Origin of the sequence: Nocardia sp. JCM 34519.1 (assembly GCF_020361265.1) — a bacterium.
GTDB lineage: Bacteria > Actinomycetota > Actinomycetes > Mycobacteriales > Mycobacteriaceae > Nocardia > Nocardia arthritidis_A.
On record NZ_JAIRBR010000007.1, the window covers coordinates 122,649 to 148,350 of the forward strand.

Below are 25,702 nucleotides of genomic sequence, written 5' to 3' on the forward strand. Positions count from 1 at the left end.
GCCAACTCCTTCCGCTGATCCTCGAGAACGCTACCGAGCGTATTTCTCCCAAGAGTATTTACAAGGGTTATCCGAAGTCATAATGTAACCCACGTCACTGCAATGCGCCGGAGGCCGCGGCCAGCGGAACAGGTGAACACACCCTGTTTGCCCGGCGAGAACGATGAGGAGCACGTCATGTCCTGGACCCACCGACGGCGTTGGACCAGCGCGGCCATTTGCGGAGTGTCGCTGGTGCTGGCCGCCACCGGCTGCTCATCGGGCAAGGATTCGGGCGGTCCGTCCACCGGGCCGCAGCACACCACCGGCAAGATCAGCCTCGTGTACGCCCAGAAGCAGGGCGACCAGGAGTACTTCATCGGCGAGGCCGATGGCGCCAAGGCCAAGGCGGCCGAACTCGGCGTCGACCTGAAGGTGGTGAACCTCGGCAACGACGCGAACAAGGCCGTCACCGAGGTGCAGAACGCGATCAACCAAAAGGCAAGCGGCGTAATCGTTGTCGTACCGGACCCGTCGGTGGGCCCGCAGGTCGCCCAGCTCACCAAGGCGGCGGGCGTCGCGCTGCTCACCTCCGATGACCAGGTCTGCACCAACGGTCCCGATCCGTCGTCCTGCGCCAAGGAGAATCTGGTGCCGCGCGTCGGATTCAGCGGCACCCAGATGGGCACCGAGGTCGGCACCCGCGCGGGCCAGGACTTCAAGAAGTACGGCTGGAAGCCGGAGGAGACGGCGATCGTGGACGCCTGGAAGCAGGACGTCACCGTCTGCACCGACCGAGTCAAGGCCAACGAGAAGGCATTTCGCGATGCCGCGGGCGTCGACGTGAGGGTGATCGAGGTCGGTACCGACAACACGCCGTCGGACGCGCAGAACAAGATCTCGGCCACCGTCGCGGGCAACCGGTCGGTGAAGAACTGGATCGTCATGGGCTGCAACGACGAAAACGTCAGCGGCGGCGTCTCCGCCATCCAGAACGCGGGCTACGGCGCGGACAATGTGCTCGGCGTCGGCCTCGGCGCCTACCTGGCCTGCAAGGAGTGGCGCGGCGGTAAGCCGACCGGCTTCAAGGCGGCACTGTTCATCAACGGCAAGGATGTCGGCGCGCTGTCGGTGCAGACCATCTACGACTACCTGAAGAACGGAAAAGCCATGCCGCAGGAGGCATTCGCGCCGACCAAGATGGTGGATGCGACGAACTGGCAGCAGGCGGGCGTGCAATGCAGCTGACCGGATTGCGGGTCGCCGGTCTGGACAAGAGCTTCGCGGGGGTGCCCGCGCTGCGCGAGGTGAGCCTGGAATTCCCGGCCGGCGCGGTGACCGCGCTGGTCGGGGAGAACGGTGCGGGTAAATCCACCCTCATCCGGATCATCGGCGGCGATCACCGCCCGGATGGCGGCCGGCTCGAACTCGACGGTGTGCCTTTCGAACCGGCCACTCCGGCCGACGCGCGCGCGGCCGGAGTGCGGGTGATCGCGCAGGAACCGGAGATCGTCCCGCACGTATCGGTGGCCGAGAACGTCTATATCGGCTCGCTGCCGCGGCGCGCCGGGCGCCTGCTCGACCGGGCGGCGCTGCGCGAGCGGATGCGCGCCGACCTGGCCCGCCTCGGCTTCGGCCGCGACCTGGACCCGGATACGATCGGCTCGAAACTCACTGCGGCGCGACGGCAATTGGTGGAAATCATGCGCGCGCTCAGCACCGACGCGCGGGTGATCGCATTCGACGAGCCGACCTCCTCGCTGTCCGACCACGAGACCGAATCGCTGTTCGCGCTGATCAACCGGCTGCGCGAACGCGGGGTCGCGGTGATCTACGTATCGCACCGGATGCGGGAGATCTTCCGCCTCGCGGACCGGGTCGCGGTGCTGCGCGACGGTGCGGTGGTCGGGGTGCGCGAAACCGCGGCGACCAGCGACCGGGAGATCGTGCGGATGATGGTCGGGCGCGATCTGTCGACCATGTTCGCGCGCAAGCAGACCGAGCCGGGCCGCGTCGTACTCGACGTCGACGGCGTCACCACCGACGATGTGCGCGATGTGAGCCTGCGGGTGCGCGCGGGCGAGGTGGTGGCGCTGGCCGGGCTGGTCGGCGCGGGCCGGTCGGAACTGGCCGGGGCGCTGGCTGGTGACCTGCCGATCCGGTCCGGTGAGGTGCGCGTCGACGGGAAACGGCTGCGGCTGCGCCAGCCGCGCGATGCGGTGCGGGCCGGTGTGGGTTACGCGCCGGAGGAGCGAAAGGCGCAGGCGCTGCTCATGTTTCGCGGCGTCCGCGACAACATCACGCTGGCCGTGCTCGACCGGCTGCGCCGCTGGCGGTTCGTGCGCCGCGGCGAGGAGCGCAGGCTGGCGGACGAATTCGTGCACACGCTGCGCATCCGCACGCCGTCGGTGGAACAGGAGGTGCGCAAACTGTCCGGCGGCAACCAGCAGAAGGTGGTGCTGGCCCGCTGGCTGGCCCGCAAACCCAAGGTGCTGATCCTCGATGAGCCGACCCGCGGCGTCGATATCGGCGCCAAGATCGAGATCTACCACGTCATCGAGGAATTGGCCGAAACGGGTATGGCGGTTCTGGTCATCTCCTCGGAACTGCCCGAAGTGCTCGGCCTCGCCGACCGGATCGTCGTCATGCAGGACGGCCGGGTCACCGGCGAGCTGGAGCGCGACCAGGCCAGCGAGGAGGCCATTCTCGCGCTGGCCATGGCCGGAGATCTGGCCGCCGCGACACCCGAAGGAAATCCATGACCGAGCAACAACTTTCGTTGACAACCAAGGCCGAACCCGTCGCGTCCCGGTCTGTGAACGCGCTGACGCCGCGGCGGGTGCTGCGGTTCATCGGCACCGGCAACCTGAGCCTGATCGGCGCGTTGGTGGTGATCGTCGCGATCTTCGCCTGGCTCAACGACGGCTACCTCGATCCGGCGAACCTGGCCGGAATCGGCGAGGCGGTCACCGTATTCGGACTGCTGGCCGTGGTGCAGACGGTGGTGATCATCTGTGGGGCACTGGATATTTCGGTCGGCTCGCAGGCCGGTGTCGCCTCGGTGATCAGCGCGATGGCGTTCACCGCCGGCGGGAGCAACGCCCTGCTCGGCATGCTGGCGGCGGTCGGCGTCGGGGTGGTGCTCGGCGCGGCGAACGGACTGGTCATCGTGTACGGGCGGGTGAATCCGGTGATCGCGACGCTGGCCACGCTGGCCGCGTACAAGGGTGTCGCGCAATTGATCTCGGGCGGTAAGGCGCAGGGCTTCGTCCTCGACAACGACGTATTCATCTTCCTGGCGCGCGGCAAGATCGCCGGGCTGCCGGTGCCGGTGGTGATACTCGCGGTGGTCGCGCTGGCCGTGCACGTGCTGCTGAAATACACCGACCTGGGCCGCAATATCTACGCGATCGGCGGTAACGACACCGCGGCCCGGCTGTCCGGTATCAACATCAACAAGTATCTGATCGCGGTGTACGTGCTGGCCGGTATCGTCGCGGCGATCGCCGGGATCATCCTGACCGCGCGCACCGGATCCGGCCAACCCGTCTCCGGCAGTGAGGGTTTGGAGCTGAAGTCGATCACCGCGGCCGCGCTCGGCGGTTGTGCGCTCAAGGGCGGCAAGGGGACGGTTGGTGGGACGCTGCTCGCGGTGGTGCTGCTCGGTGCGCTCGATAATGGGCTGAATGTTGTTGGTGTGAATACGTTTTGGCAGAACGTCGCACAGGGTGCGTTGCTGGTGGCCGCGGTGGTGATCCAGCAGCGGCGCAGCGGGGAGCGGGCGGTCGGGCTGCCGACGTAGGCGGTGGTGTCGTCGCACCCCCCGTCCAACTTATGTGCGGTTCCGGTGCGGGGCGCGAGGGCGGGTGTCCCACTTCGAAACGCCGCCCTGTGCCCGTCGAGCCGATCCGAGGAGCTATATGAAAGTACTTCGTGCACAACCATGTTCGCCGCTACCCGGGCGGCTCTGTGAGGGACCGGTCTGGGACGGTTCTCGGCTGCTGTGGGTCGATATCCGGGCAGGGCTGCTCCATCAGGGGATGCTCGACGGAGCCGATATACAGCTTGTCGAGACTCTGCGACTCGACGGGCCGGTGAGCGCGGTGCTGCCGTGCGTATCCGGATCGCTGCTCGTCATGGTGGGTGACCGGATCTGCCGCATTGTCGATGGTCTTGTGAAAGATATTGTGCCGCTGCCATTTCCGAATGACAGTGTCATCCGGCGGATGAACGACGCGAAGGTCGATCCGTGCGGACGGGTGTTCGCGGGTTCGATGTCCGAGGACGGAGTCATGGGCAGCGCGGCGCTCTATCGGCTGGATCCCGATGGGACGCTGAGCGTATCGCGGACGGGCGTGACGATATCCAACGGGCTCGGCTGGAGTCCGGACGGCGGCACCCTCTACTACACCGACAGCCCCACCCAGCGGGTCGAGGCATTCGACTACGACCTTGACAGTGGAACATTCGGCAACGGAAGGGTTTTCGCCGAATTCGCGGACGGCGATCCCGATGGGCTCACCGTCGACGCCGACGGCCGAGTCTGGGTCGCCGTCTGGGGTGCGGGACAGGTGCGCGCCTTCGATCCGGACGGTCGGCCGTATGCGGTGGTCGACGTCGGTCCGTCACAGGTGAGCAGCTGCACCTTCGCCGGACCGGACCTGGACAGGCTGGTAATCACCACGGCCGCGGAACAGAACGAACCGGAGGCCGGGCGTCTGTTCACCTGCCGACCGGGTAGCACCGGCCTGCCGATAACCCCATACGCCGACACAGGATTGGTGCCCGCCGATGACCGCTAGACCGATGGACCTGACCACACCGGTGATCGCGATCCTGCGCGCCGCCACCGCGAAGCGCTTCGCCGAGGCGACTGCGGCGCTGCACGAATCGGGCATCACCGCAGTCGAATTCACGCTGAACAGTCCGGGTGCACTCGACGCGCTGAAGGAATGTTCCGCAGCCGCCTACCCGGTCGGCGCGGGCACGGTGCTGACCGCGGCCGACGCCGGGCGTGCCGTCGACGCCGGTGCGGCCTTCCTGATCACGCCCGCCGTCATCGACGAGGTGATCGCGGAGGGCCGTCGCCTCGGTGTCCCGGTGATACCAGGTGCGTTGACCCCCACCGAGATTCACCACGCCTGGGTTGCCGGAGCCACCATGGTGAAAGTCTTCCCGGCCTCGGCCTTCGGGCCGAATTACCTGAAGGCGGTACGTGGGCCGCTGCCCGAAATCCCGCTCGTTCCCACCGGCGGCGTCGGAATCGCCGATGCCGGAACTTATCTCTCCGCCGGAGCCAGAGCGGTCGGCATGGGCTCCCCGCTCATCGGCGACGCGCTCGACGGCGGCGACCTGAATGCGTTGCGAGCCAGGGCATTCGAGCTGCGCGAGCGGCTGTAATGATTGCCGAATCATTTGTGCTGCAAGATATCTCGGTGTGCACCGCGACTATCCGTGATGCAGCGCCTCATGTCGGAGGCCGAGCACAATGAGCGCCGAACTGATTACGTTGGGAGAAGCGCTCGGTGTGGTCGCCGCGACCGAAGCGGGGCCGCTGGCTCCCGGTGCGGCGATGCGGATGGATTTCGCCGGAGCCGAGGCGACCGTCGCCATCGGAGTCAGCAGGCTCGGGCATACGAGCGCCTGGATCGGCCGGGTCGGTGCGGACGCCATAGGCACCATGGTGCTGGATCGGTTGCGTGCCGAGCGAGTTGATATTTCCGGCTGCCGGATCGAGCCCGATGTGCCGAGTGGGTTGATGCTGCGTGAGCGCCGCACCGCAGACCGGACCCGAGTCACCTACTACCGCAAGGGTTTCGCGGGATCACGCTTATCGCCGGACGATATCGATCCGGCCCGGATCGCCGCCGCGCGCGTGCTGCATCTGACCGGAATCACTCCGGCGCTCAGCGAAACCGCCCGATCGGCTGTGCATTTGGCGCTGGATGCGGCAGTGACCGCCGGTGTCACGGTTTCGCTCGATATCAACTATCGCGCCGCGCTGTGGTCGGCCGCCGACGCGTCGGCCGAACTCGGCGATCTTGTCGCCCACTCGAATATCGTCTTCGCCGGACCCGAGGAAGCCGCGCTGCTCGTACCCCGGCAGGCCCCAGCCGAGATGGCGAAAGCTCTTGCCGCACTGGGCCCTTCGCAAGTTGTGCTGAAGCTCGGCGCGGATGGCGCGCTCGCGTTGCCGGACGGCGAACCGATCGAGCAACCCGCCGTACCGGTCACCTGCGTCGACCCGGTCGGTGCGGGCGACGCCTTCGTCGCCGGATACCTCGCCGCTCTGCTGGACGGCGAATCCATAAGTGCGCGAATGCGTTCGGCGGCGACCTGCGGTGCGTTCGCGGTCGCGGGTGTCGGCGACTGGCAGGGTCTGCCGACCCGACAGGAATTCGGCCTGCTCGACGCGGCCGATATCGATCGATGAGAGGGGGCGCGATGGGTCGCCTGGCGGATCGGGTCGCGGTGGTCACCGGGGCCGCGTCGGGTATCGGCGCGGCGACGGCGCGCAGGCTGGCCGCCGAGGGCGCCGCGGTGGTGATCGCCGATATCGCCGAACCCGGCGGTAAAGAGGTCGCCGCGCAGATCAGGGCCGACGGGCTGCGCGCGGAATTCGTGCACTGCGACGTATCCGACGAGACGGCGTGGAGCGAGTTGCGGGACCGGGTGTCCGCCCTGTTCGGCCCGCTGGATCTGTTGTGCAGCAACGCATCCCGGCAGGCGACCGTGCCCGCGCACGCGCTGTCCACCCGGGCTTGGGACGACGGTATCGCGGTGAACCTGACCCCGCTGTTCCTCGGCGTGCGCACGTTCATCGACGATCTGCGCGTCCGGCGCGGCAATGTCGTGGCCATCTCCAGCGTGCACGCACAATTCGGGCTGCCCGGATATCCGGTGTACGCGGCGGCGAAGGGCGGTATCACCGCGCTCGTGCGGCAGCTGGCCGTCGAATACGGCCCGGAACGGGTGCGGTTCAACGCGATTCTGCCCGGGCCGATCCTCACCCCGGTCTGGGACGACGTGGACGCCGACGGCCGCGAACTCTCGGCGCGGGCCACCGCGCTGGACCGGCTCGGCAGGCCGGAGGAGGTGGCGGCCGCGGTCGCCTTCCTCGCCTCCGACGACGCCTCGTTCATCACCGGCGCGAATCTGGTCGTCGACGGCGGCTGGAGCGTGCGAAAGGAATCCAGATGAAAATCACCGCGCTCACCACGTATTTGGTCGCGCCGCGCTGGTGTTTCCTGCGTATCGATACCGACGAGGGCATCGCCGGTTGGGGCGAGCCGGTGATCGAGGGTCGCGCGCACACCGTCGCCGCGGCCGTCGACGAACTGGCCGATTACCTGGTCGGCCGGGATCCGCTGACCATCGAGGCGCACTGGCAGACGCTCACCAAGGGCGGTTTCTACCGGGGCGGTCCGATCCTGTCCAGTGCGGTCGCCGGCATCGATCAGGCGTTGTGGGATATCGCGGGCAAGGCGCTCGGCGTGCCGGTGTGGCAGCTGCTCGGCGGCGCGGTACGCGACCGGATCCGGGTGTACAGCTGGATCGGCGGCGACCGGCCGGACGCGGTCGCCGAGGCCGCGGTCGAGCGAAAACAGCAGGGCTTCACCGCGATCAAGATGAACGCGTCGGCCGAGCTGGAACCCATCGATACGCCACGCGCCACCCTCGGCATCGTCGAGCGGGTCGCCGCGGTGCGCGCGGCGGTCGGCGACGAATTCGATATCGCCGTAGATTTCCACGGCAGACTTTCGGTCGCGATGGCCCGCCGGGTGCTGCCGCTGCTCGAACCGTATCTGCCGTTCTTCGTCGAGGAACCGCTGGTGCCCGAGGTGAGTGAGCGGATCGGCGAAATAGCCTCGGCCACAAGCATTCCCATCGCCACGGGGGAGCGGCTGTATTCGCGGTGGGATTTCCGGCGGGTGCTCGACCAGGGCATCGCGGTGGTGCAGCCGGATCTTTCGCATGCGGGCGGCATCTCGGAGGTCCGCCGCATCGCCGCGGCGGCCGAGACCCGCGATATCGCGGTGGCCCCGCACTGCCCGCTCGGTCCGATCGCGCTGGCCGCCAGCCTGCAGGTGGGGTTCGCGACGCCCAATCTGCTCATTCAGGAGCAGAGCCTCGGCATCCACTACAACACCGGGTCCGACCTGCTGGACTATCTGGTCGACCCGGCCGTATTCGCCTACCGCGACGGTTATGTCGGGCTGCTGTCGGGTCCGGGTCTCGGGATCGAGATCGACGAGGACGCCGTGCGCCGGGCCGCTGGCCACCGCTGGCGCAATCCGGTGTGGCAGCGTCGGGACGGCTCGTTAGCCGAATGGTGATCAGCGGCAGTCCACGACATACGCGGTGGCGTTATCGGTACCGCCCGCGCTCAATGCGCTGTCCACCAACATATTCGCGGCGATGGCCGGGTTGACGGCGGTGGCGAGCACGGTTTTGATCTCGGCCATCGGGATGACCTTGGTGACCCCGTCGGTGCCGAGCAGGATGCGGCCGTGGCTGGAACCGGTGCTGGCCCGGCCGATGGTGTCCGGCCGGGCGGTGCGGGCCGAGGTGGTGACGAGATGGTTCATCCGGCGTCCCGCCGTGAGCCCGCGGGCGCGGAAGTATTCCGCGACAGTGTGATCCGTGGTGATCTGGTGCAGCACCCGGCCGTTCCAGCGGTAGGCGCGGCAGTCGCCGACCCAGGCGATATCGCAGGGTCCGTCCGGGCCGCCGGTCGCGGGCAGCACCGCGACCACCAGCACGCTGTCGGCCTCCGGCTGCGGGAACTCGCGCAGCAGTTCCCGTTGTGCGGCAAGGATTCCCGCATGCGCACCGGAATGCGCCGCCACCTCCGCCGCCACCGTCGCCGCGCTGCGCGCCGCTCTGGCCGAGAGCAGATGGTCGCCGACGCCGTCGGCGACCGCGAAGGCCGTGCGCCCGGTCCGCGGATCCGTCCGCGTCGCGGCCGCGTCGGCGTTGATGGCACGCATACCGCGTCGGCTCGCCGGTTCACCCGAGACGTGCGTGAGCATCAGCGGGTGCAGGATCAGGGTGGTTGCCGCGGTATGCACGCTGAACTCCTCTGGTCGAGCGCTGCCTGGTGCTGTTGATCAGCACGTGTTCAGTCAACCGCGAGTATCCGTGCACACCGGCAGAATTACCCGTGCGATTGCTGTGAACCCATCATCGGGCGAACTTCGCCACACCGTTCGGCATCCGAGTCCCAGCCGTGATCAAGCATTTGTTCTATATCGGCGGCGATACCCGCCAGATGCTCCGTTCTGCCGATGCTCGCGAACCAATCCCACAGCTCCAGCGCGTGATACAGCCGGTAGACGGCCACCCGGGCGGCCCAATCGGCGGGCAGTGGACCGTAACCCGCGAGCAGACCGGACCATTTCACCGGATCGCGGTGCATCGCATAGTAATCCGCCTTGGCCAGATCCATCAGCGGGTCGGCGGCCGTCGCGTTCTCCACATCGATCAGCCCGGTGAGCGCGGGTCCGTCCGGGCCGTCGACGACGAGCATATTGCCCTCGTGAACGTCGTTGTGGCACAGGCGCGGCGAATCGCAGGCCGCGAACACTCCGGCCCGCTCGTCCACGTACCGCCGCATGCGGTCGCGGATTCGCGCATCGCCGCCGAATTCGGCCAGCTTCTTGTCGAATTGGCGGGTCATGTACTCGGTGTTGGTCGGCACCGGATCGAGGATCCGGTCTGTGAGGTAGCCGTATCCGTCCTGCTCGATGGCGTGGATGGCCGACAGCACCGCGCCCAACTGTCGATATACCGCATATGTCGCGGTATCGCCGAATTCGCGACCGATCTCCGAGAACGGCTGTCCGGCAGCCAGTGTCAGCGCCAGCCGGGAGTGTTCGCGATCGACGTACAGCACCGAGGGAACCGAGGTGACGCCTCGACTTGCCAGCAGCCGGTACAGGTACACCTCTTTGGCGAGCCGATACCGCCACTGCGGCTCGTATGCCTTGACTATGAACGCCGGAAGTGGTCCGGTGCAGCGTATTTCGTAGACCGGACTCAAATCGCCTCCGGTCCGGGGCACGATCTCACGCAGGGTCTGCCCCGGCGACACCTGTTCGACGAGTTCCTGTGCGACGGCCGGATCCAGCATGTCGTCGAGGCTAGAACCGGGAAGTATGGTGCCGCCACGGAATTTTCGTGCCGCGTCCAGCACACGGCAAACCGATATCCGGCTCGGTGGCGGGCCGTGTTCAGCTGCTCGGTTGGTGAGTTTCGTTGGTGAGCAGCCGATTCCGCAGACGCTCGATAGTGGTGGGTGTGATGCCGACGGTCGAGGTGAGGTAGGCCGCGGCGGAACCGTATGTGGCGGTGAGGTCTTCGAGAACGAGCCGCATGACGGTCTCCGGTGCGCGGCCGTATCCCGGCCAGCGCAAGGTGCGGCCCGGATTGTTCGCCTTCCAGTTCGCGACGAAATGCGGTGCCGCCGCATCGGTCAGCGCGAAGTCGGCGATGATCTGATCCTCGGAGACGTCGAGCGCGGTGAGCACCAGCGCGGCGATCAGGCCGGTGCGGTCCTTGCCCGCCGCGCAGTGGAAGACGGTGGGGCCGTCGCCATCGGCGATGAGCTCGAACACCTTCCGTATCTCGACCACGCCGTCGGCGGCCACCTCGGCGAACCGGTCCGCGAGGTAGCGCCACGGATCGACCTCGGGATCGATTTCGGCCTGGTCGTATGGCCGGTGTTCGATGCTCAGATTGGCGTAGGTGAACAGTTCCGGCTGCGGCACCCGCCCCCTGGCCCCGATCTCCCACGGATACCGCAGATCGATCACGGTGCGAACGCCGAGCTTCCGGAACCGCTCCCAATCGTCACCGCGCAGCTTGCCGAGCGAATCGGACCGGTAGAGCTGCCCCCAGCGCACCGTCCGCCCGTCTCCGGCGCGATACCCGCCGAGATCACGGAAATTGTGCAGTCGCTCGAACTCGATGTGCCTGTTCATATTTCGCATAGCTTAGCTGGTGAGGATCGTTTTTCCGATTGCCGTGCGGGCCTCGAAGGCGCGATGCGCGGTCGCCGCCTCGGCCAACGGTAGAACCGCGCCGATGACGGGGGCGAGTTCGCCACGCACGGTCAATTCTTCGGCCAGGCGCGTCAGTTCGGGCCATCGTTGCGGGCGGTAGCCGAGGCTGAACGGGATCAGTGACGCACCTACCGGAAGCAGTTGCCGCGAGGTGATTTCGACCGGAGCGCCACTGGCCGAGCCGAAGATCACCATCCGCGCACGCGGGCCGGTGAGCAGGCTGTAGGCGTCGCGGGCGGTCTGCCCGCCGATGGTTTCGAACACCACCGACACCGGACCGACCTCTGCGGTCCAGCCCGGCTGTGTGTAGTCGACGGTCATATCGGCGCCGAGTTCGGCGGCCAGCTTCCGCTTCGCGGCGCCGCTCGCACCGGCCACGACTCGGGCGCCTGCCCGTTTTGCCAACTGCACCAACAGCGTTCCGATCCCGCCGCCTGCCGCCTCCACCAGAACCGTTTCCCCCGGTTCGATCTCGGCGGTTTCGATGACCCCGACCGCCGTCGCCCCCTGCCCGAGCAGTGCGAGTGCCTGGTGCTCGCCGATGCGGTCGTCCAGCGCGACAGCCGCCGCGGCCGGTACGACCACCAGTTCGGCATAGCTGCCGGAGCCGACGGTGCCGACGACCCGCTCGCCGATCCGATCCGGATCGACACCGGCGCCGACCGCGACCACCGTCCCGGCCACCTCGATACCCGGCGTATGCGGCAACGGCTGACCGAGCGGATCGGGAGCCACCCCGGCCCGCACCTGCACCTCGAAATAGTTGACGCCGGTGGCCACGGCCCGGACGAGGACCTCGCCCGCACCCGGCGCCGGATCGTCGACCTCCTCCACCTGCAGCACATCGGGGGCCCCGTACTTGTGATAGCGAACCGCGCGCACAACAACTCCTCCTCATGCGGACCGTTGGTCCGCTTAGTGTTCGCTATGATACGGACTATCAGTCCGCTTTTGTCAACTGGAGGGTCGCCGGAAATGCGCGCCGACGCAGAACGCAATCGCAATGCGATCCTCGCCGTCGCGGGACGCCTGATCTGCGACGACAAGCGCGACAACGTCTCGATGGACGACATCGCGGCGGCCGCCGGGGTCGGTAAGGGCACGCTGTTCCGGCGGTTCACCGATCGCGAGGGATTGATTCGTGCGCTGTTCGAGGACCGGACCGCTCGAGCCTGGGCGGCCGCGCGCGAACTCGCCGCGAACAAAGCCGTGCCGCCGGGGGAGCGGATATCGGCCTATGTGGCTGCGGTATTCGACCTCACCGCCGTCGAGTTGCGGCCGCTGATGCGCGCCCTGCCCGACGGCTGCCAGACGCAGACCTGGGCGCCGTGGCGCGCCTTGCTCGCGGACCTGATCGCCGAAGTCGACCCCGAGGCTGATGCCGAATTCCTCGCGCTGGCGATCTTCGCGGGCATGCGCCCCGAGATCACCGACACGGTCTCCCGGCAGCGCCACCGCGACGGTGTCCTGGCGCTGACCGCACGTGTCGTCGGCATCGAGCTGGGTTCCGTATCCCGATGAGGTGAATCGATCGGCCTCGCGTTCGGAGGCCGATCGAGCATCATGTCCGCCGTTGCTACTGCCCGAATCCGAAGGGCGCGTGGCCCGCTCGACCGGGGCAGGGTTTCATGGCAGCGGTTTGTAGGCGGCCGGGCGGGACAGCCAGGTGGCCTCGCCGCGAGTGAGGGTCGGCAGGAACTGCTGTGCCGCATGGACATTCCGGGCGGGCAGCGTGCCCCGGACCAGCCAGGTCGCCGACGTCGGCTGCGTGGTTTCGGTGATGGCCGCCGCCAGGGTGGTGAGGTGCGCGGTGACCGAAGCCAATGTGTCCGAGGGGATTTCGGTTTCGAAGGCGTGGTGCGGCTCCAGGATTCGGGTGCCCGCCAGATCGAGGGCGCGCAGCAGCACGATGCGGGTGAGGCCGCGGAAATCGGCGGCGGTGCTGACGGGCGGTGCGAAACCCGAATGGGTGAGGGTGACGAGGCAGTCGGTGACGGTGCGGCCGTGCGGGCCCGCGCGCAGGATGGCGTGCACGGTCTCCTCGATCGCGGTGTGGAAGGCGCGGGGCAGCGCGCCCAGTTCGGTCTCGTAGTCGAAACGGATGCCTTCGGCCGGTTCCACCCGCAGCCCGACGGTGGCCCAGAATCCGCACGGCCGCGGCGTGTGCCGATCCATCACCTCGGCGGCGGCGCCGACGCCGGTGACGCGCTCGATGTGTACCGGTTCGCTGAGTTCGAATTCGGCGGCTATCCCGAATTCGGCGGCGAGGGTGGCGGCGATGATCTGCTTCTGGATCTCGCCGTACAGCAGCACCGATGTCGTGCCGTCGGCTTCGGTGCGGATATGCAGCAGCGGATCCTGTTCGGACAGTTGCCGCAGCGCCAGGTGCAGCCGGGACGGCGTCCCCGTGCGCGGCCGGACCACCGTGCGCAGCGTCGGCTCGGCGAGATGTGCCACCGGCCTGCCCCGTTCGCCGTTCGATGCCAGTCGATCGCCGACCCGGACCTGCGGCCATCCGGTGATCTTGCCGATATTGCCCGCTGTCAGGCGTGTTCCGCCGCCGACGACTCGCAGCGAGGTGATGCGCCCCGCGTATTCGCCGCCGTCCGGGGCGGCCCGGCGCAGCGTCATCCGCTGACGGGCCGTCACGGTGCCCGAAAATAGCCGCAGATAAGCGATTTTCGCGCCGGACGCGGTGCGGTCGATCGCGAAGACCACCCCCTCCGGTGCCGCAGCCGGATCGTTCGGCCGTGGCAGCAGCAGGGTTTCGATGCCGTGCAGGAGTTCACGAATTCCGATGCCGTGCAGCGCGGAACCGAAGTAGACCGGGTACACCGCGCCGCGAGCGGTGAATTCGGCGGTTGCCGCGCCGAGTTCGGCGGCCGTCGGTGGAGGACCGTCGACCAGTCGGGACAGTAGCGAATCATCCAGCTCGGCAAGGGTTTCCGCGACTTCCAGTTGGAAGACTGTGTCGTCCGGCGACTTCGATCTCACCCTTACGTGTGCGGTGCCTGATTCGCGCACGGTTGTCAGCGGCAGCACGTGCCGGGTGAGTCCGGTCCGGATATCGTCGAGCAGACCGGTGACGCGCGCACCGGCCCGATCGATCTTGTTGACGAAAATCAGTACGGGCAAACCCATTTCGCGCAGCACCCGGAACAGCACCCGGGTGTGCGCCTGCACGCCCTCGACCGCCGAGATCACCAGCACCGCCGCGTCGAGCAACTCCAGCGCGCGATCCACCTCGGCGACGAAATCGGTATGCCCGGGTGTGTCGATCACATTCACCTGGGTTTCGCCGAGGCGGAACGAGGTGACCGCGGAGCGCACGGTGATGCCGCGCTGCCGCTCGATCGTCCCGGTATCAGTCTGTGTGGTACCCGCGTCGACACTGCCGAGCGCGGTGATCGCGCCGGTGTCGAACAGGAGTCGTTCGGTGAGACTGGTCTTACCCGCGTCCACGTGGGCCATGACGCCGATATTGAGCGTGCGCATAATTGTCGAATTCCTCGAAAATCACCATCCGATAAGGGATTTGGGGTGTTTCGAAGAATCGGCGCATCGGCTGCTCCACTCGTCAGGACAGGTCGCTGGCAGCCTGCCAGGGCATCGTCGTCATCCGCAACCGATTTTCGGGCCGCGTCCGACGGTCCGCTCGAGCCCGCTCGAACGGACCGTTCTGCCGGTCGGCCCAGATACCGCAGCAGCACCAACGTTTCGGGGTGCACGGCCAGCCTGGCCCCGGTCGGCGGCGATGAATCCGTCGTCCTGGAAGTCGAACAGCGGGCTGGTGAATCCGGGATCCGCCGCAGCGGCGAGCAGCCGAAACCTACGCGGGAACACCCATCAGTGCTGGCACGGCCCGGTGGGTACCGGTGTGCTGCCCTTCCAGCTCTCGCCCAACTGCTCCAGGACCTGGTGCACGTTCATCGCGTAGCCGATGTCTTTCTTGCTGTCGTCGGCGCCGAAGACCACGCCGAGCACCCGGCCATCGGTGTCGATGAGCGGCCCGCCCGAATTGCCTTGCCGGATAGCGCCGTTCACGGTGTAGATCTGGCGGGGCGCGGTGGCGCCGTGGTAGATGTCGGGCACATCCCTGATCTCGCGATCCCGGATCCGGGCCGCCGCCGCGGTGTAGGGCCCGCCCTCCGGATAGCCGAGCACCAGCGCGTCCGCAGCCGGGCCGAGCGGTGCGGATGCGATGGCGACCGGCGGCGCGGTGAGGCCGGGCACCGCGAGCACGGCGACATCGCGCTGCGGATCGAATACCACGACGGTCGCGGGGAGCGGACCGGCCGGGGTATCCACCGACGCCTCGGTCGCGCCCGCGACGACGTGTGCGTTGGTGAGCACCCGCTCCTGGCCGATGACGAATCCGGTGCCCGCCTGCCGCACGCCGCAGCCCGCCGCCAGGTCGCGCACCCGCAGCACACTGCCGCGCAGATCGGCCGCGGGCAACCGCAGCACCGATCCGTCGGGCGACAGCACGGAACGGGGCGTCTCGGCCGCCGACCACCCGTCCACCAGCCCGGATTCGCGCAGCGGACTCGCGAGCGCGTTCGGCAGCCCGGCCAGCCAGTACGGCGCGGCCTGGTCCACGGCCCGCACCGCGCGGGAACCGGTGAACGCGGCAACGACCGCCGGTTGCGCGGTGGTGATCAGCGATGCGGTGAGCAGCCACACGATGAGCGGAACGGCGACGGCGTAACCGCAGGCGCCGACGAGCGCGTTGAGGGTCCGTGCGCGGTGGTCGCGGACCAACTTGCTCAGGCGCATACCGAACCGGTCGCCGACGGCCTGCCCGATCGCGACGACCGCGATCATCAGCCCGAGCATGGTCAGCAAACGCCAGGTTCCCTGGGGTAGGTGCGGCAGCAGCGCCCTGGCGACGACCATGCCGATGAAGGCCCCGCCGAAGATGCCGAGCAGCCCGAGCGCGGCGCCGATCGCGCCACGCCGCCAGCCGAGGTATCCGGCGAATCCACTCGCCACCAGGATGGCGAGATCGAGCCAGTTCGCCGGTGTCACCGAGATTCTCCCGTCGCGAGATGGGCCGGACAACGTCCAGCGATCGAGATGCACAGCTCCGACCGCCAAGGTAGTTGCGGGTTCCGATCCCGGCAACATACCGGCGTAACGCATCGACCACCGCAGCCGGGCCCGATGGCGGAATCGGTGCGGCGTCGGCGTATTCGTGGCGGATTCGCCGCGGTGACGCTCGGTGGCTGTGACGACGGGGCGATGGTGGTTAGCGTGGGCGGTATGCGTACCGACTCAGACAACTGGGATATCAATTCCGGCGTCGGATCCACCGCCCTCTTCGTCGCCGCCGCCCGGGCGCTGGCCGCACGGCAGCCGGAACCGGTCGCCGTCGACCCGCTGGCCGACGTATTCCTGCACGCCGTCGGCGGGGAATGGGCCGAGTTGATCGACGCCCCCGAGCAGACGAGCGAACATCCGTTGCGCGGCAGCGAATTCGGCCGCAACTTCACCGACTATCAGGGCGCGCGCACCAGATATTTCGACGAGTACCTGCTCGCCGCGTGCGCCGACGGTATCCGTCAGGTGGTGATCCTGGCGGCGGGCCTCGATTCGCGCGCTTACCGGCTGCCGTGGCCGGACGGTGTGGTCGTCTACGAACTGGACCGGGCCGAGGTGCTCGATTTCAAGCGGCAGGTGCTCGACGCTGCGGGGCACAAGCCGCGCGCCGACCGCGTCGAGGTATCCGTCGATCTGCGCGGTGACTGGCTGTCCGCGTTGCGGGAGAACGGTTTCGACGCCGAACGGCCGACCGCCTGGCTGGTCGAGGGGCTGCTGATCTACGTGACGCCCGCGGCACAGGATCAGCTGTTCGAAACCATCGTCGCGGCCAGCGCGCCCGGCAGCCGCGCCGCCATCGAACAGATGGAGCCGCTGCCCGACGACGCCTACGCGACGATGCGGGACGCGGATCCGGTCGAAGGCGGCGGCGAGTGGGCAAGCCTGATCTACAACGAGCCCAGATCCGATGCGGCGCAATGGTTTCCCGAACACGGCTGGACCGCCGCCCGCACCGAGGTCGTCGACTATCTGCGGGCGGTCGGCAGGCCGGACGCGGCCGAGCCGTCCGAGGCCGGATTCGGCACGTCGCTGCTGAATCTGGTGACTGTTATCGCGCCCTGAGCCGGTGATGGCGGATGATCGACGGATGGTCACCGATATCGCCGCATTCGTCCGGGGACTGCCCAAGGCCGAATTGCATCTGCATTTGGAAGGGACGCTGGAGCCGGAGCTGAAATTCCGGCTCGCCGAGCGCAACGGGATGGAGCTGCCGGAGAAGTCGGTCGAGGAGGTGAAGGCCGCCTATCGCTTCCACGACCTGGCCTCGTTCCTGCGGGTCTACTATCCGGCCATGGCGGTGCTGCGGCGCGCACCGGATTTCCACGACCTGGCCTACGAATATCTGCTCCGGGCGCACACCAACGGCGTGCGGCATGTGGAGATGTTCTTCGATCCGCAGGCGCACACCGGCCGCGGCGTGCCGTTCGACACCGTGATCGGCGGCTACCGGTCGGCCATCGTGCGGGCGCGGCGCGAATTCGGGATATCCGCCGAACTGATCATGTGCTTTTTGCGGGATCATTCGGCCGAATACGCGATGGCGACGTTGCTGGAGGCATTGCCGTACCGGGATTGGATCGTCGGTGTCGGCCTGGATTCCGACGAACGCGGCAATCCGCCGCGCAAATTCGCGGCGGTTTTCGAACGGGCCAGGAGCGAGGGTTTCCTGCTGACGATGCACTGCGATATCGATCAACCCGATTCCATCGAACATATCCGGCAGGTGCTCACCGAAATCGAGGTGGACCGGATCGATCACGGCACCAATATCGTCGAGGACGACGAGCTGGTGGAATTGGCCAAGGCCAAGGGAATCGCGCTCACCTGCTGCCCGGTGTCGAATTCCTTCGTGACCGAACAGATGAAGGCCGCCGAGCTGGCCGATCTGCTGGATCGCGGCCTGACCGTCACCGTGAACAGCGACGATCCGGCCTACTTCGGCGCATACGTGAGCGACAACTATCTACGCCTGGCCGAGGCGGGCTTCGACCTCGACCAACTGATCGCGTTGGCGCGCAACTCGTTCCGCGCCGCCTGGCTCACTCCGGCGCGGCTGGACGGATATCTGCGCGAACTCGACGAGTACGTCAGCGCGAATCGCTGAGCGCGACCACGAGCTGATCGTGCTCGCCCGCCTCGGCGGCGGCCACCTGCTCGCCGCTGGGCAGCCACGCACCGCTGCGGCCGCAGCCGGGGCCGGACGGTCCCGGGCCCAAGCCGTTCGCGAGTACGACGAAAAGGCCGTTGTCGCGGGCCAATTGGCTATAGCGGGCGACCCGCTCCGCTGAGTCGTGGAACGAACTGGCCAGATACACGCGGCAGCCGTCGGCGGCCGCGCGGGCCGGGATGTCGGGGTGGCTGTTGTCGAAGCAGGTGGCCAGCGCGAAACGCACGCCGTCCAGCTCGAATCGGCCGTCGGCCGCACCCGCCACGAAGATATCGCCCTCGGCCTCGAACATATGCAATTTGTCGTACCGGGTGAGCAGGGCGCCGTCCGGGCCGTAGACGAATGTGCTTATGGTGCGGCCCGATTCGGCGACGGCCCGAGCCGGGGCGTTCACCGCCGCGGCAATACCCAACTCGCGGCAGGCGTTTCGCACACCGTCCAGCCGTGCGTCGTCGTGGTCGGCGATCAGCAGCGCCGGATCGGCGGCGATGGCCGCGAGGTCGTAATGGGTCAGCGCGAGCTCCGCGAAGACCACCAAATGGGTTCCGGTGTCGGCGGCCACGGTGAGCAGCGCGGCCATTCGGCCCGCGTTCGCCGCGATATCGCCCGGCACCGCTGCGAATTGTCCAGCGCCGATGAGCACAGCAAGATCATTTACTACCGCCGGGTGGTTGTCGAATCAGCGGGTTCAGCGCGGGCGGTGCGCCGACGCCGGAACATCGGGCCGGGTTTGCCACGGGTGCGGGCCGGTGAGTGGGCGATATTCGACGCCGAGCGCGTCGAGGCGCGGCAGGTGCTCGTCGCGCAGGCGGGGGAGGAATTCTTCGTAGTCGCGATTCTTTGGGCTCCAGGCTGTTTCGGCGACCGCGCACAGGCGGGGGAAGGCGGCGTAATCGATCCGGCGGACGGTGTCGAGGTGTTCACTCCAGATCTGGGCCTGGATGCCGAGGATGTGTGGACCGTCGAAAGCCGGTTCGTAGCGGTACATATCCTCGAGTGTGCGCAGGTACCCGACCGGGATCGGCTCGCCGGGATGGTCGGATTGCCGGTGGTCCAGATAGATTCGGTCCTCCGGGCACAGCACCACGTCGTGCCCGGCGGCCACGGCGCGGGCGGCGGCGGCCTCGTCCTGCCATGCGCCGATCACCATCGGCGGCAGCGCGCCGATCTCGAGCACCTCGTCCCAGCCGAGCGCGCGGCGGCCGCGTTCGGCCAGATACCGCGCGAGGTCGGCGACGAACAATCCGTGTTCGGTTGTCGCACCGGGCACTTCGTCACCGCCGATGCCGATGACCTCCGACGGGAAAATATCGAGCACATGATCGAAGACGCGACGGAAGAAGTCCCGCGCGTAATCGGTGGGCGCCAGCAGCGCGGTGCTGATCCCCCACGACGTCCAAACCTCCCACGGCTCTTCGGTTTCCGGACCGAGCTCCGGATACGCGGCGAGGGCGGCGCGGGCATGACCCGGCACATCGATCTCCGGGACGACGGTGACGGACCGTTCGGCCGCGTACGCGACGATCTCGCGCAGGTCGTCGGCGGTGTAGAAACCGCCGTGCGGGCGGCCGTCGCGTTGCGGGCCGTCGTGCCTGCCGACCATGGATTCGCGCCGCCACGAACCGATCTCGGTGAGCAGGGGCAGGCCGGGCACCTCGATGCGCCAGCCCTGGTCGTCGGTCAGGTGCAGGTGCAGCACGTTGAGCTTGTGCGCGCCGAGCAGGTCGACGAACCGCAACACCTCGGCCTTGGTGCGGAAGTTGCGCGCCACATCTAGCAGGCAGCCGCGCCAGCGGAAGCGCGGATGGTCATCGATCACACCGCACGGCAGCGTGCGTCGCGCGTCACGAATCGCGGCCGCGCGGAAGGCATCCGGGCCGATCAGCTGACGCAGGGTCTGGCGGGCGTAGTACTCGCCCGCGGCGTCGGCGGCGTCGATCGCGATACCTTCGGGGGTGAGCGTCAAACGGTACCCCTCTGCCGGAAGGGTTGTGTCGGTGCGTATTTCGGGTTCGACCGGCCACGGGCAGTCACCCGGCCGTCGCGTCACCGAAAACGGACGGGGGAGCAGTGTTTCGAAGCCCGGCATCAGCCCTTCACCGCCCCGTCCAGGCCGGACACCAGCTTTCGCTGCACCAGCACGAACAACACCAGCGCCGGAATGGTCATCAGCGTCGATGCCGCCATCACCGCGCCCCAGTCGGTGTCCTCGGGTTTGAAATAGACCAGGATCGCCTGTGGCAGCGTCTGATTCTCGGTTTTGGAGATGATGAACGTCTTGGCGAAAAGGAAGTCGTTCCAGGCGTGGATGAATGCGAGCACGCTCACCGACACCAGCCCGGGCAGCACCAGCGGCAGCAGGATCTGCCAGGTGAACCGAAGCCGGCTCGCCCCATCGAGTTTCGCCGCCTCCTCCAGTTCCACCGGCACCGCCGCGACGAATCCGCGCAGCAGCCAGATGGCAAGCGGCAGGCTGAACACCAAGTCCACCAGCATGATCGAACCGAGTTCGTTGAGCCCGAGCGCGGGCACGGCGCCGCCGATCGAGCGCATCAGGAAGAACAGCGGAATCGTCAGCGCCTCCACCGGAACCAGCTGCGCGACCAGGATCATCACCAGCAGCACCGTCCGGCCGCGGAACCGGAACCTGGTGAGCGCCACCGCGGACAGGAACGACAGCAGCAGCGACAGCGTCACCACCACCACGGCGACCAGCAGGCTGTTGAGGAAGTACCGGCCGAAGCCGTTCATCGAGAGCACCCGGCCGAAGCTGTCCCAGCTCGGGGCGAACGTCCACGGTTTCGGGTCGGCGGATTGGATCTCGCCCGCGGGTTTCACCGCCGAGAGCACCATCCAGTAGAGCGGGAAGGCCACCAGGCCGGCGATCACCACCGTGACGGCCTCGGTGATGAGGCGTCTCGACTTGTGCCGCACCGATTTACGAGTCGATATCAGGCCCATTTGGTACTCCTGCGCTGAGACCGGATGTAGAGGCCGGTGACGGACAACAGCAGCAGCGTCATCAAGACGCCGATCGCCGAGCCGAGCCCGTATTCCTGTCCGGCGAAGGCTTTTTGGTAGGCGTAGACGTTGAGCACCAGATTGCGCCCGGCGACGCCGCCGCCATTGGTCATCACATAGATCTGGGTGAAGACCTTGAAATCCCAGATGATCGACTGGATCGTCGCGATGAGCAGCAGCGGCCGCAGTATCGGCAGGATCACCGACCACGCGGTGCGCCACATCGACGCGCCGTCGAGCGCCGCGGCCTCCAGCACCTCCTCCGGAATCGCCTTGATACCCGCGTACATGGTGACCATGACGAACGGGAAGGAGCACCAGATCACCTCGGCCGCAACGACTCCGAACGCGCTGACGGTGCCGAACGTCCAGGAGTGCCCGCTCATCGACCCGAAGCCGAGCCCGGACAGTGCGGCGTTCACGACGCCGAAATCGGTGTCGAACAGGAAGAGCCAGACGTAGGAGCCCGCCATCGCCGGGGTGGCCCACGCGCCGAGCGCGGCGAGGAACAGCAGCATCCGCGGCAGCGGCCGCACCCTGGTGGCCAGCACCGCCAGCCCGGTCCCGACGACCAGCGAACCCAGCACGCACACCGCGCCGAAGACGAAGGTGTTGCCGACAACGGTCCAGAATTGCCGATCGCCCAAGAGCTCTCGGTAATTGCCGAGGCCGACGAATTCCAGCGGCGCGACGCCGACGGCCTGCTGCTGCCCGTAGTCGTAGAACGAGATGAGCACGATCTGGTAGATCGGATAGGCGAGCACGGCCACCAGCAGCAGCCCGGCCGGGGCCAGGTAGAGCCAGGCGGTGGCGGTGTCGCGGCTCGGCCTGCGCGGAATGAAATCGCGAATCGTCATGTGCGCCTACCGGAATGCCTTGTTCATCGCGGCGGCCGCGACCGAGAGCGCCGTCGCCGGATCCTTGGCCCCGGTGGCGATCTGCTGCACCGCGGTCGGCAGCACGTTCTGGCTGTCGATCCTGGACCACGCGGGCGTGCTCGGCACGAATTTCGTTCCGGCGCGCAGCGTTTCGACGAATGGCTGGAGGAACGGGTCGTGTTCGGCCAGCTTGTGCTGCACGCCCGCCAGCGTCGGCAGATTACCCATCGCCACGTACATTTTCTCCTGGTATTTCGCGCTCGCGAGCAGTTCGGCGAATTCGCGGGCCAGCCCGCGGTGTTTACTCGCCCGGAACACCCCGAGCAGGTTGCCGCCCGCGAAAGCCGGTGCGACCGAGCCGGGTTGGATTCCCGGCAGCGGGATAACCGCGTACTTGCCCTTGGCCGCGCCCTGATCGACGGCCTTGCGGTTGAAATCGCCGCCGATGGTCATGGCGGCCTTACCGCCCGCGAAAGCCTGCACGCTCTGTGTTCCGGTGAAATCGGCGCACTGTGCGGGCGGGCAGATATCGGGCCGGATCAGGTTGGTGTACTGGGTGATTCCGGCGGCGGCCCGGTCGGAGTTCACCCCCGCCTCCCACATGGTGCCGTCGTAGGTGGCCAGTTCGCCGCCGTGGGCCCAGAGGAACGGCAGCATCGCGTAGGTGTACTTGCCGCCCACCGAGATTCCGTACATATCCGGCTTGGCGGCGTGGATGCGATGCGCGATATCGGCCAGTTCGGCGAGCGTGGTCGGCGGCCGCAGACCCAGTTCGGCGAAGATATCGGTGCGGTAGTAGAGCGCGCGCACTCCGGTGTACCAGGGCAGGCCGTAGACCTTGCCGCCGAACTTCGCGGTGTCGAGCACCGAGGGGATGAGGTCGGAACCGTCTGGCCATGCCGCGATTTCGGTGCCCAGCTCGGCGAAGGCGCCCGTCGCCGCGTAGCCCGCGACGTCGGTGTTGCCGAATTCGGCGACATCGGGCGCGCTGGCCGGATCGATGAACGCCCCGGAGAACTTGTCCGCGCGCCCGGCCACCGGCACCCACTGCACGTCGACCTTGACATCGGGCCGGGTGGCGACGAATTCGGCCACGGCCTCCGCCAGCACCGCCTCCTTCGGGGCGCGATTGGCCTCGTCGAACAGCCAGACCCGGACGGTGCCGGTGCGTTCGTCGGCGCCCGCGCCCGTCGGATTCGATTGCACCGGAGCGCATCCGGTGAACAGGAAGAGCGCTGCGGCGGCCGCGAGCGCCTGTCGTCCGGCCCGGCGGAGCCGAAAACCTCGGTGCGGCATACCATTCCTCTGTATTGCAAAATATGCAATGCTAGTTGCGTTGTGTGCCACTGTGTTTAGCATCAAGACGGATCACATTCAAGGGGTGGGTGTGACGCACGGCGCATCCGATCCCGATCGACATAGCGAAATACCGCCACAAGAAATAGTTTCGACCGCAATACTTCCCGGTGAAGCTTCGGCTTCGATCCGAATCAGCAGCGAAGAGCGAGACCGATACATGACCGACCTGCAATTATTCGATCTGGGCGCGTTCACGACCCAGCACGGGGCCACGCTCCGCGACGCCTTCCTGGCCTACACCACCTACGGTGAACTGAACGCGGACAAGAGCAATGCCATCGTCTACCCGACCTGGTACTCCGGGCGGCACTGGGATAACGAATGGCTGATCGGCCCCGGCATGGCGCTGGATCCGGCACGGTACTTCATCATCGTGCCCAATATGCTCGGCAACGGGCTGTCGAGCTCGCCGAGCAATACGCCGGCGCCCTACGATCGCGCGCGCTTCCCCCAGATCACCGTCTACGACCAGGTCGCGGCCCAATACCGTTTGGTCACCGAGAAATTCGGCATCGAGCGGCTCGCGCTGGTGACCGGATGGTCGATGGGGGCTGGGCAGACGTATCAGTGGGCGGTGAGCCATCCGGAGATGGTCGAGCGGATCGCGCCGTTCTGTGGATCGGCGCGAACCAGCCTGCACAACAAGGTCTTTCTGGAGGGCGTCAAGGCCGCGCTGACCGCCGACGGCGCGTTCCAGAACGGTTGGTACCGGGACCTGCCGACCACCGGTCTGCGCGCCATGGCCCGGGTGTACGCGGGATGGGGCTTCTCCCAAGCCTTTTACTGGGAGCGGGAATACGAGAAGCTGGGTTACACGTCGCTGGAGGACTTCCTGATCGGCTTCTGGGAAGGCTTCTTCCTCGACGGACGCGATCCGAACAACCTGCTCACCATGTTGTGGACCTGGCAGAACGGCGATGTCGGCCGGACGCCCGGCTTCGACGGCGATACCGAGGCGGCGCTGGCGTCCATCCGGGCCACCGCGCTGGTGCTGCCCGCCGAGAAGGATCTGTACTTCCCGCCGGAGGACGAGGCGTGGGCGGTGAGCCATATGACGAATGCCGAACTTCGTGTGATTCCGGGTATTTGGGGGCACTTCGCCGGACACGGCAGCAACCCGGACGACACCGCCTTCATCGATTCCGGTCTGCGTGAGCTGCTCGACAAGCCGGGCGGGCTATCCTGAGCCGCGTCCGGCACCGCGCGCCGTGGTAGGCGATCCGCCTGCCACGGCGGCCGAAATCCAAGGGAGCGCCCATGTGTCGCCTGTTCGGTCTGTCCGCCGCACCGCACCGGGTGCGGGCCACCTTCTGGCTGCTGGACGCGCCGGACAGCCTGGAGACGCAGAGCCACAAGCAACCCGACGGCACCGGGCTCGGCACCTACCGCGCCGATGGGTCGGCGCGAGTGGAGAAGCAGCCGATCGCCGCGTACGAGGACGCCGCGTTCGCCCGGGAGGCCCGCTACCGGGAGTCGGCCACCTTCCTCGCACACGTCCGGCACGCCTCCACCGGCGGTCTCGACGTCCGTAACACCCATCCGTTCGAACAGCACGGCCGCCTCTTCGCGCACAACGGCGTGGTGCACGGGCTGGACGCGCTCGACGCCGAGCTGGGTGATTACCGGAAACTCGTTGGCGGCGAGACGGATTCGGAGCGAATCTTCGCCCTGATCACCCAGCGGGTGGATCGCAACAACGGGGATGTCACCACCGGGCTGGTCGACGCGGTGCGCTGGATCGCCGACAATATCCCGGTATACGCGTTGAACGTGCTGCTCATCACGCCGACCGACCTGTGGGCGCTGCGCTACCCGCAGACTCATCACCTGTATGTGCTGCAACGTCATTCGGGCGGCCACCACGGCGGCAGGCACCTCGACCACGCGAGCCGGACGCTGCGGGTGCGCAGCGCCGAGCTGGCGCAGCGCCATTCGGTGATCGTGGCCAGCGAACGGATGGACGAGAACCCGGCCTGGCGGGAACTGGCGCCCGGCGAACTGCTGCACGTCGACGGGCAGCTGCGGGTGGAATCCCGGATCGTGCTGGATTCCGCACCGCGCCATCTGCTTTCGCACGCCGACCTGAGCCCGCGGGCCGCGGCGTCGCAGGCGGCCGAGTAATCCCCGGCCGCCCT

The 25,702-nt window shown here is 67.5% G+C and carries 24 protein-coding genes; 13 read left to right on the forward strand and 11 right to left on the reverse strand.

All coding sequences use genetic code 11. The features are described from left to right. Window positions 1-177: 177 nt before the first annotated feature. The 8 genes from LGY53_RS19445 to dgoD all read left to right on the forward strand — a co-directional run bounded on the left by LGY53_RS19445 (window position 178) and on the right by dgoD (window position 8,315). Window positions 178-1,227: a substrate-binding domain-containing protein gene (locus LGY53_RS19445; protein WP_225728094.1), complete on the forward strand. Its 1,050-nt coding sequence runs from the start codon at window positions 178-180 to the stop codon at window positions 1,225-1,227. Then, window positions 1,218-2,741, forward strand: a complete 1,524-nt coding sequence (locus LGY53_RS19450) for a sugar ABC transporter ATP-binding protein (RefSeq protein ID WP_225728095.1) — start codon at window positions 1,218-1,220, stop codon at window positions 2,739-2,741. Before LGY53_RS19445 ends, LGY53_RS19450 begins: the two co-directional genes overlap by 10 nt. Further along, window positions 2,738-3,781 carry an ABC transporter permease gene (locus LGY53_RS19455; protein WP_225728096.1) on the forward strand — a complete coding sequence of 348 codons (1,044 nt, stop codon included), beginning with the start codon at window positions 2,738-2,740 and terminating at the stop codon, window positions 3,779-3,781. The genes LGY53_RS19450 and LGY53_RS19455 overlap by 4 nt, the downstream gene beginning before the upstream one ends. Window positions 3,782-3,899: 118 nt before the next feature. Further along, window positions 3,900-4,781 (forward strand): SMP-30/gluconolactonase/LRE family protein, encoded by an 882-nt coding sequence (locus LGY53_RS19460; protein ID WP_225728097.1) that lies wholly within the window; start codon window positions 3,900-3,902, stop codon window positions 4,779-4,781. Beyond that, on the forward strand, window positions 4,771-5,379 hold the full coding sequence (locus tag LGY53_RS19465) for a bifunctional 4-hydroxy-2-oxoglutarate aldolase/2-dehydro-3-deoxy-phosphogluconate aldolase (RefSeq protein WP_225728098.1): 609 nt from the start codon (window positions 4,771-4,773) through the stop codon (window positions 5,377-5,379). The genes LGY53_RS19460 and LGY53_RS19465 overlap by 11 nt, the downstream gene beginning before the upstream one ends. Window positions 5,380-5,467: 88 nt before the next feature. Continuing rightward, window positions 5,468-6,412, forward strand: coding sequence for a sugar kinase (locus LGY53_RS19470; RefSeq protein WP_225728099.1), 945 nt, complete (start codon window positions 5,468-5,470; stop codon window positions 6,410-6,412). Window positions 6,413-6,423: 11 nt separating this feature from the next. Further along, window positions 6,424-7,179, forward strand: coding sequence for an SDR family NAD(P)-dependent oxidoreductase (locus tag LGY53_RS19475; protein ID WP_225728100.1), 756 nt, complete (start codon window positions 6,424-6,426; stop codon window positions 7,177-7,179). Beyond that, window positions 7,176-8,315: a galactonate dehydratase gene (gene dgoD, locus LGY53_RS19480; protein WP_225728101.1), complete on the forward strand. Its 1,140-nt coding sequence runs from the start codon at window positions 7,176-7,178 to the stop codon at window positions 8,313-8,315. The genes LGY53_RS19475 and dgoD overlap by 4 nt, the downstream gene beginning before the upstream one ends. Here dgoD and LGY53_RS19485 read toward each other — a convergent pair whose 3' ends face one another. The 4 genes from LGY53_RS19485 to LGY53_RS19500 form a co-directional block, all read right to left on the reverse strand. Next, entirely contained in the window at window positions 8,316-9,050 is a 735-nt protein-coding gene (locus LGY53_RS19485) for a PP2C family serine/threonine-protein phosphatase (protein WP_225728102.1), read from the reverse strand. Between the two features lie 86 nt (window positions 9,051-9,136). Continuing rightward, window positions 9,137-10,111, reverse strand: coding sequence for a phosphotransferase family protein (locus tag LGY53_RS19490; RefSeq protein ID WP_225728103.1), 975 nt, complete (start codon window positions 10,109-10,111; stop codon window positions 9,137-9,139). Between the two features lie 100 nt (window positions 10,112-10,211). Continuing rightward, window positions 10,212-10,961 carry a tyrosine-protein phosphatase gene (locus tag LGY53_RS19495; protein ID WP_225728104.1) on the reverse strand — a complete coding sequence of 250 codons (750 nt, stop codon included), beginning with the start codon at window positions 10,959-10,961 and terminating at the stop codon, window positions 10,212-10,214. A gap of 12 nt (window positions 10,962-10,973) precedes the next feature. Next, window positions 10,974-11,924, reverse strand: a complete 951-nt coding sequence (locus LGY53_RS19500) for a zinc-binding dehydrogenase (protein ID WP_225728105.1) — start codon at window positions 11,922-11,924, stop codon at window positions 10,974-10,976. Between the two features lie 93 nt (window positions 11,925-12,017). Here LGY53_RS19500 and LGY53_RS19505 point away from each other — a divergent pair, with 93 nt between their 5' ends. Then, a complete protein-coding gene (locus tag LGY53_RS19505) occupies window positions 12,018-12,563 on the forward strand; it encodes a TetR/AcrR family transcriptional regulator (RefSeq protein ID WP_225728106.1) in 546 nt (181 codons plus the stop codon). A gap of 105 nt (window positions 12,564-12,668) precedes the next feature. On the opposite strand, the gene LGY53_RS19510 is transcribed toward LGY53_RS19505, so the two are convergent. Together LGY53_RS19510 and LGY53_RS19515 are read right to left on the reverse strand one after the other, a co-directional pair. After that, complete coding sequence (locus LGY53_RS19510) at window positions 12,669-14,537, reverse strand: translation factor GTPase family protein (protein WP_225728107.1); 1,869 nt, start codon at window positions 14,535-14,537, stop codon at window positions 12,669-12,671. Between the two features lie 351 nt (window positions 14,538-14,888). Next, window positions 14,889-16,070, reverse strand: a complete 1,182-nt coding sequence (locus LGY53_RS19515) for a MarP family serine protease (RefSeq protein ID WP_225728108.1) — start codon at window positions 16,068-16,070, stop codon at window positions 14,889-14,891. 234 nt (window positions 16,071-16,304) lie between these two features. Between LGY53_RS19515 and LGY53_RS19520 the strand changes: the two genes are divergently transcribed. Beyond that, window positions 16,305-17,204, forward strand: coding sequence for an SAM-dependent methyltransferase (locus LGY53_RS19520; protein ID WP_225728109.1), 900 nt, complete (start codon window positions 16,305-16,307; stop codon window positions 17,202-17,204). A 25-nt stretch (window positions 17,205-17,229) separates the two neighbouring features. Beyond that, window positions 17,230-18,246 (forward strand): adenosine deaminase, encoded by a 1,017-nt coding sequence (add, locus tag LGY53_RS19525; RefSeq protein ID WP_225728110.1) that lies wholly within the window; start codon window positions 17,230-17,232, stop codon window positions 18,244-18,246. Here the strand turns inward: add and LGY53_RS19530 are convergent. Genes LGY53_RS19530 through LGY53_RS19550 form a run of 5 tightly spaced genes read right to left on the reverse strand, consistent with a single transcriptional unit; the run spans window position 18,230 to window position 23,504 of the window. Then, window positions 18,230-18,952, reverse strand: coding sequence for a carbon-nitrogen hydrolase family protein (locus LGY53_RS19530; RefSeq protein ID WP_225728111.1), 723 nt, complete (start codon window positions 18,950-18,952; stop codon window positions 18,230-18,232). The two genes, add and LGY53_RS19530, sit on opposite strands and share 17 nt — an antisense overlap. A 45-nt stretch (window positions 18,953-18,997) precedes the next feature. Continuing rightward, window positions 18,998-20,398 carry a beta-N-acetylhexosaminidase gene (locus LGY53_RS19535; RefSeq protein WP_225728112.1) on the reverse strand — a complete coding sequence of 467 codons (1,401 nt, stop codon included), beginning with the start codon at window positions 20,396-20,398 and terminating at the stop codon, window positions 18,998-19,000. Beyond that, window positions 20,398-21,270, reverse strand: coding sequence for a carbohydrate ABC transporter permease (locus LGY53_RS19540; protein WP_225728113.1), 873 nt, complete (start codon window positions 21,268-21,270; stop codon window positions 20,398-20,400). The genes LGY53_RS19535 and LGY53_RS19540 overlap by 1 nt, the downstream gene beginning before the upstream one ends. Further along, window positions 21,261-22,187, reverse strand: a complete 927-nt coding sequence (locus LGY53_RS19545; RefSeq protein ID WP_225728114.1) for a carbohydrate ABC transporter permease — start codon at window positions 22,185-22,187, stop codon at window positions 21,261-21,263. The genes LGY53_RS19540 and LGY53_RS19545 overlap by 10 nt, the downstream gene beginning before the upstream one ends. A gap of 6 nt (window positions 22,188-22,193) precedes the next feature. After that, entirely contained in the window at window positions 22,194-23,504 is a 1,311-nt protein-coding gene (locus LGY53_RS19550; RefSeq protein WP_225728115.1) for an extracellular solute-binding protein, read from the reverse strand. Window positions 23,505-23,724: 220 nt separating this feature from the next. Here LGY53_RS19550 and LGY53_RS19555 point away from each other — a divergent pair, with 220 nt between their 5' ends. Further along, entirely contained in the window at window positions 23,725-24,753 is a 1,029-nt protein-coding gene (locus LGY53_RS19555; RefSeq protein ID WP_225728116.1) for an alpha/beta fold hydrolase, read from the forward strand. Window positions 24,754-24,824: 71 nt separating this feature from the next. After that, on the forward strand, window positions 24,825-25,688 hold the full coding sequence (locus LGY53_RS19560) for a class II glutamine amidotransferase (protein WP_225728117.1): 864 nt from the start codon (window positions 24,825-24,827) through the stop codon (window positions 25,686-25,688). Window positions 25,689-25,702: the final 14 nt, after the last annotated feature.

Coding starts and splice junctions, on each gene's coding strand:
- LGY53_RS19445 (WP_225728094.1), top strand. CDS start 178: ATGTCCTGGACCCACCGACGGCGTTGGACCAGCGCGGCCATTTGCGGA.
- LGY53_RS19510 (WP_225728107.1), bottom strand. CDS start 14,537: ATGCGCACGCTCAATATCGGCGTCATGGCCCACGTGGACGCGGGTAAG.
- LGY53_RS19490 (WP_225728103.1), bottom strand. CDS start 10,111: ATGCTGGATCCGGCCGTCGCACAGGAACTCGTCGAACAGGTGTCGCCG.
- LGY53_RS19475 (WP_225728100.1), top strand. CDS start 6,424: ATGGGTCGCCTGGCGGATCGGGTCGCGGTGGTCACCGGGGCCGCGTCG.
- LGY53_RS19545 (WP_225728114.1), bottom strand. CDS start 22,187: ATGACGATTCGCGATTTCATTCCGCGCAGGCCGAGCCGCGACACCGCC.
- LGY53_RS19555 (WP_225728116.1), top strand. CDS start 23,725: ATGACCGACCTGCAATTATTCGATCTGGGCGCGTTCACGACCCAGCAC.
- LGY53_RS19505 (WP_225728106.1), top strand. CDS start 12,018: ATGCGCGCCGACGCAGAACGCAATCGCAATGCGATCCTCGCCGTCGCG.
- LGY53_RS19495 (WP_225728104.1), bottom strand. CDS start 10,961: ATGAACAGGCACATCGAGTTCGAGCGACTGCACAATTTCCGTGATCTC.
- LGY53_RS19520 (WP_225728109.1), top strand. CDS start 16,305: ATGCGTACCGACTCAGACAACTGGGATATCAATTCCGGCGTCGGATCC.
- LGY53_RS19560 (WP_225728117.1), top strand. CDS start 24,825: ATGTGTCGCCTGTTCGGTCTGTCCGCCGCACCGCACCGGGTGCGGGCC.
- LGY53_RS19540 (WP_225728113.1), bottom strand. CDS start 21,270: ATGGGCCTGATATCGACTCGTAAATCGGTGCGGCACAAGTCGAGACGC.
- LGY53_RS19550 (WP_225728115.1), bottom strand. CDS start 23,504: ATGCCGCACCGAGGTTTTCGGCTCCGCCGGGCCGGACGACAGGCGCTC.
- LGY53_RS19535 (WP_225728112.1), bottom strand. CDS start 20,398: ATGCCGGGCTTCGAAACACTGCTCCCCCGTCCGTTTTCGGTGACGCGA.
- LGY53_RS19470 (WP_225728099.1), top strand. CDS start 5,468: ATGAGCGCCGAACTGATTACGTTGGGAGAAGCGCTCGGTGTGGTCGCC.
- LGY53_RS19450 (WP_225728095.1), top strand. CDS start 1,218: ATGCAGCTGACCGGATTGCGGGTCGCCGGTCTGGACAAGAGCTTCGCG.
- LGY53_RS19455 (WP_225728096.1), top strand. CDS start 2,738: ATGACCGAGCAACAACTTTCGTTGACAACCAAGGCCGAACCCGTCGCG.
- dgoD (WP_225728101.1), top strand. CDS start 7,176: ATGAAAATCACCGCGCTCACCACGTATTTGGTCGCGCCGCGCTGGTGT.
- add (WP_225728110.1), top strand. CDS start 17,230: ATGGTCACCGATATCGCCGCATTCGTCCGGGGACTGCCCAAGGCCGAA.
- LGY53_RS19465 (WP_225728098.1), top strand. CDS start 4,771: ATGACCGCTAGACCGATGGACCTGACCACACCGGTGATCGCGATCCTG.
- LGY53_RS19460 (WP_225728097.1), top strand. CDS start 3,900: ATGAAAGTACTTCGTGCACAACCATGTTCGCCGCTACCCGGGCGGCTC.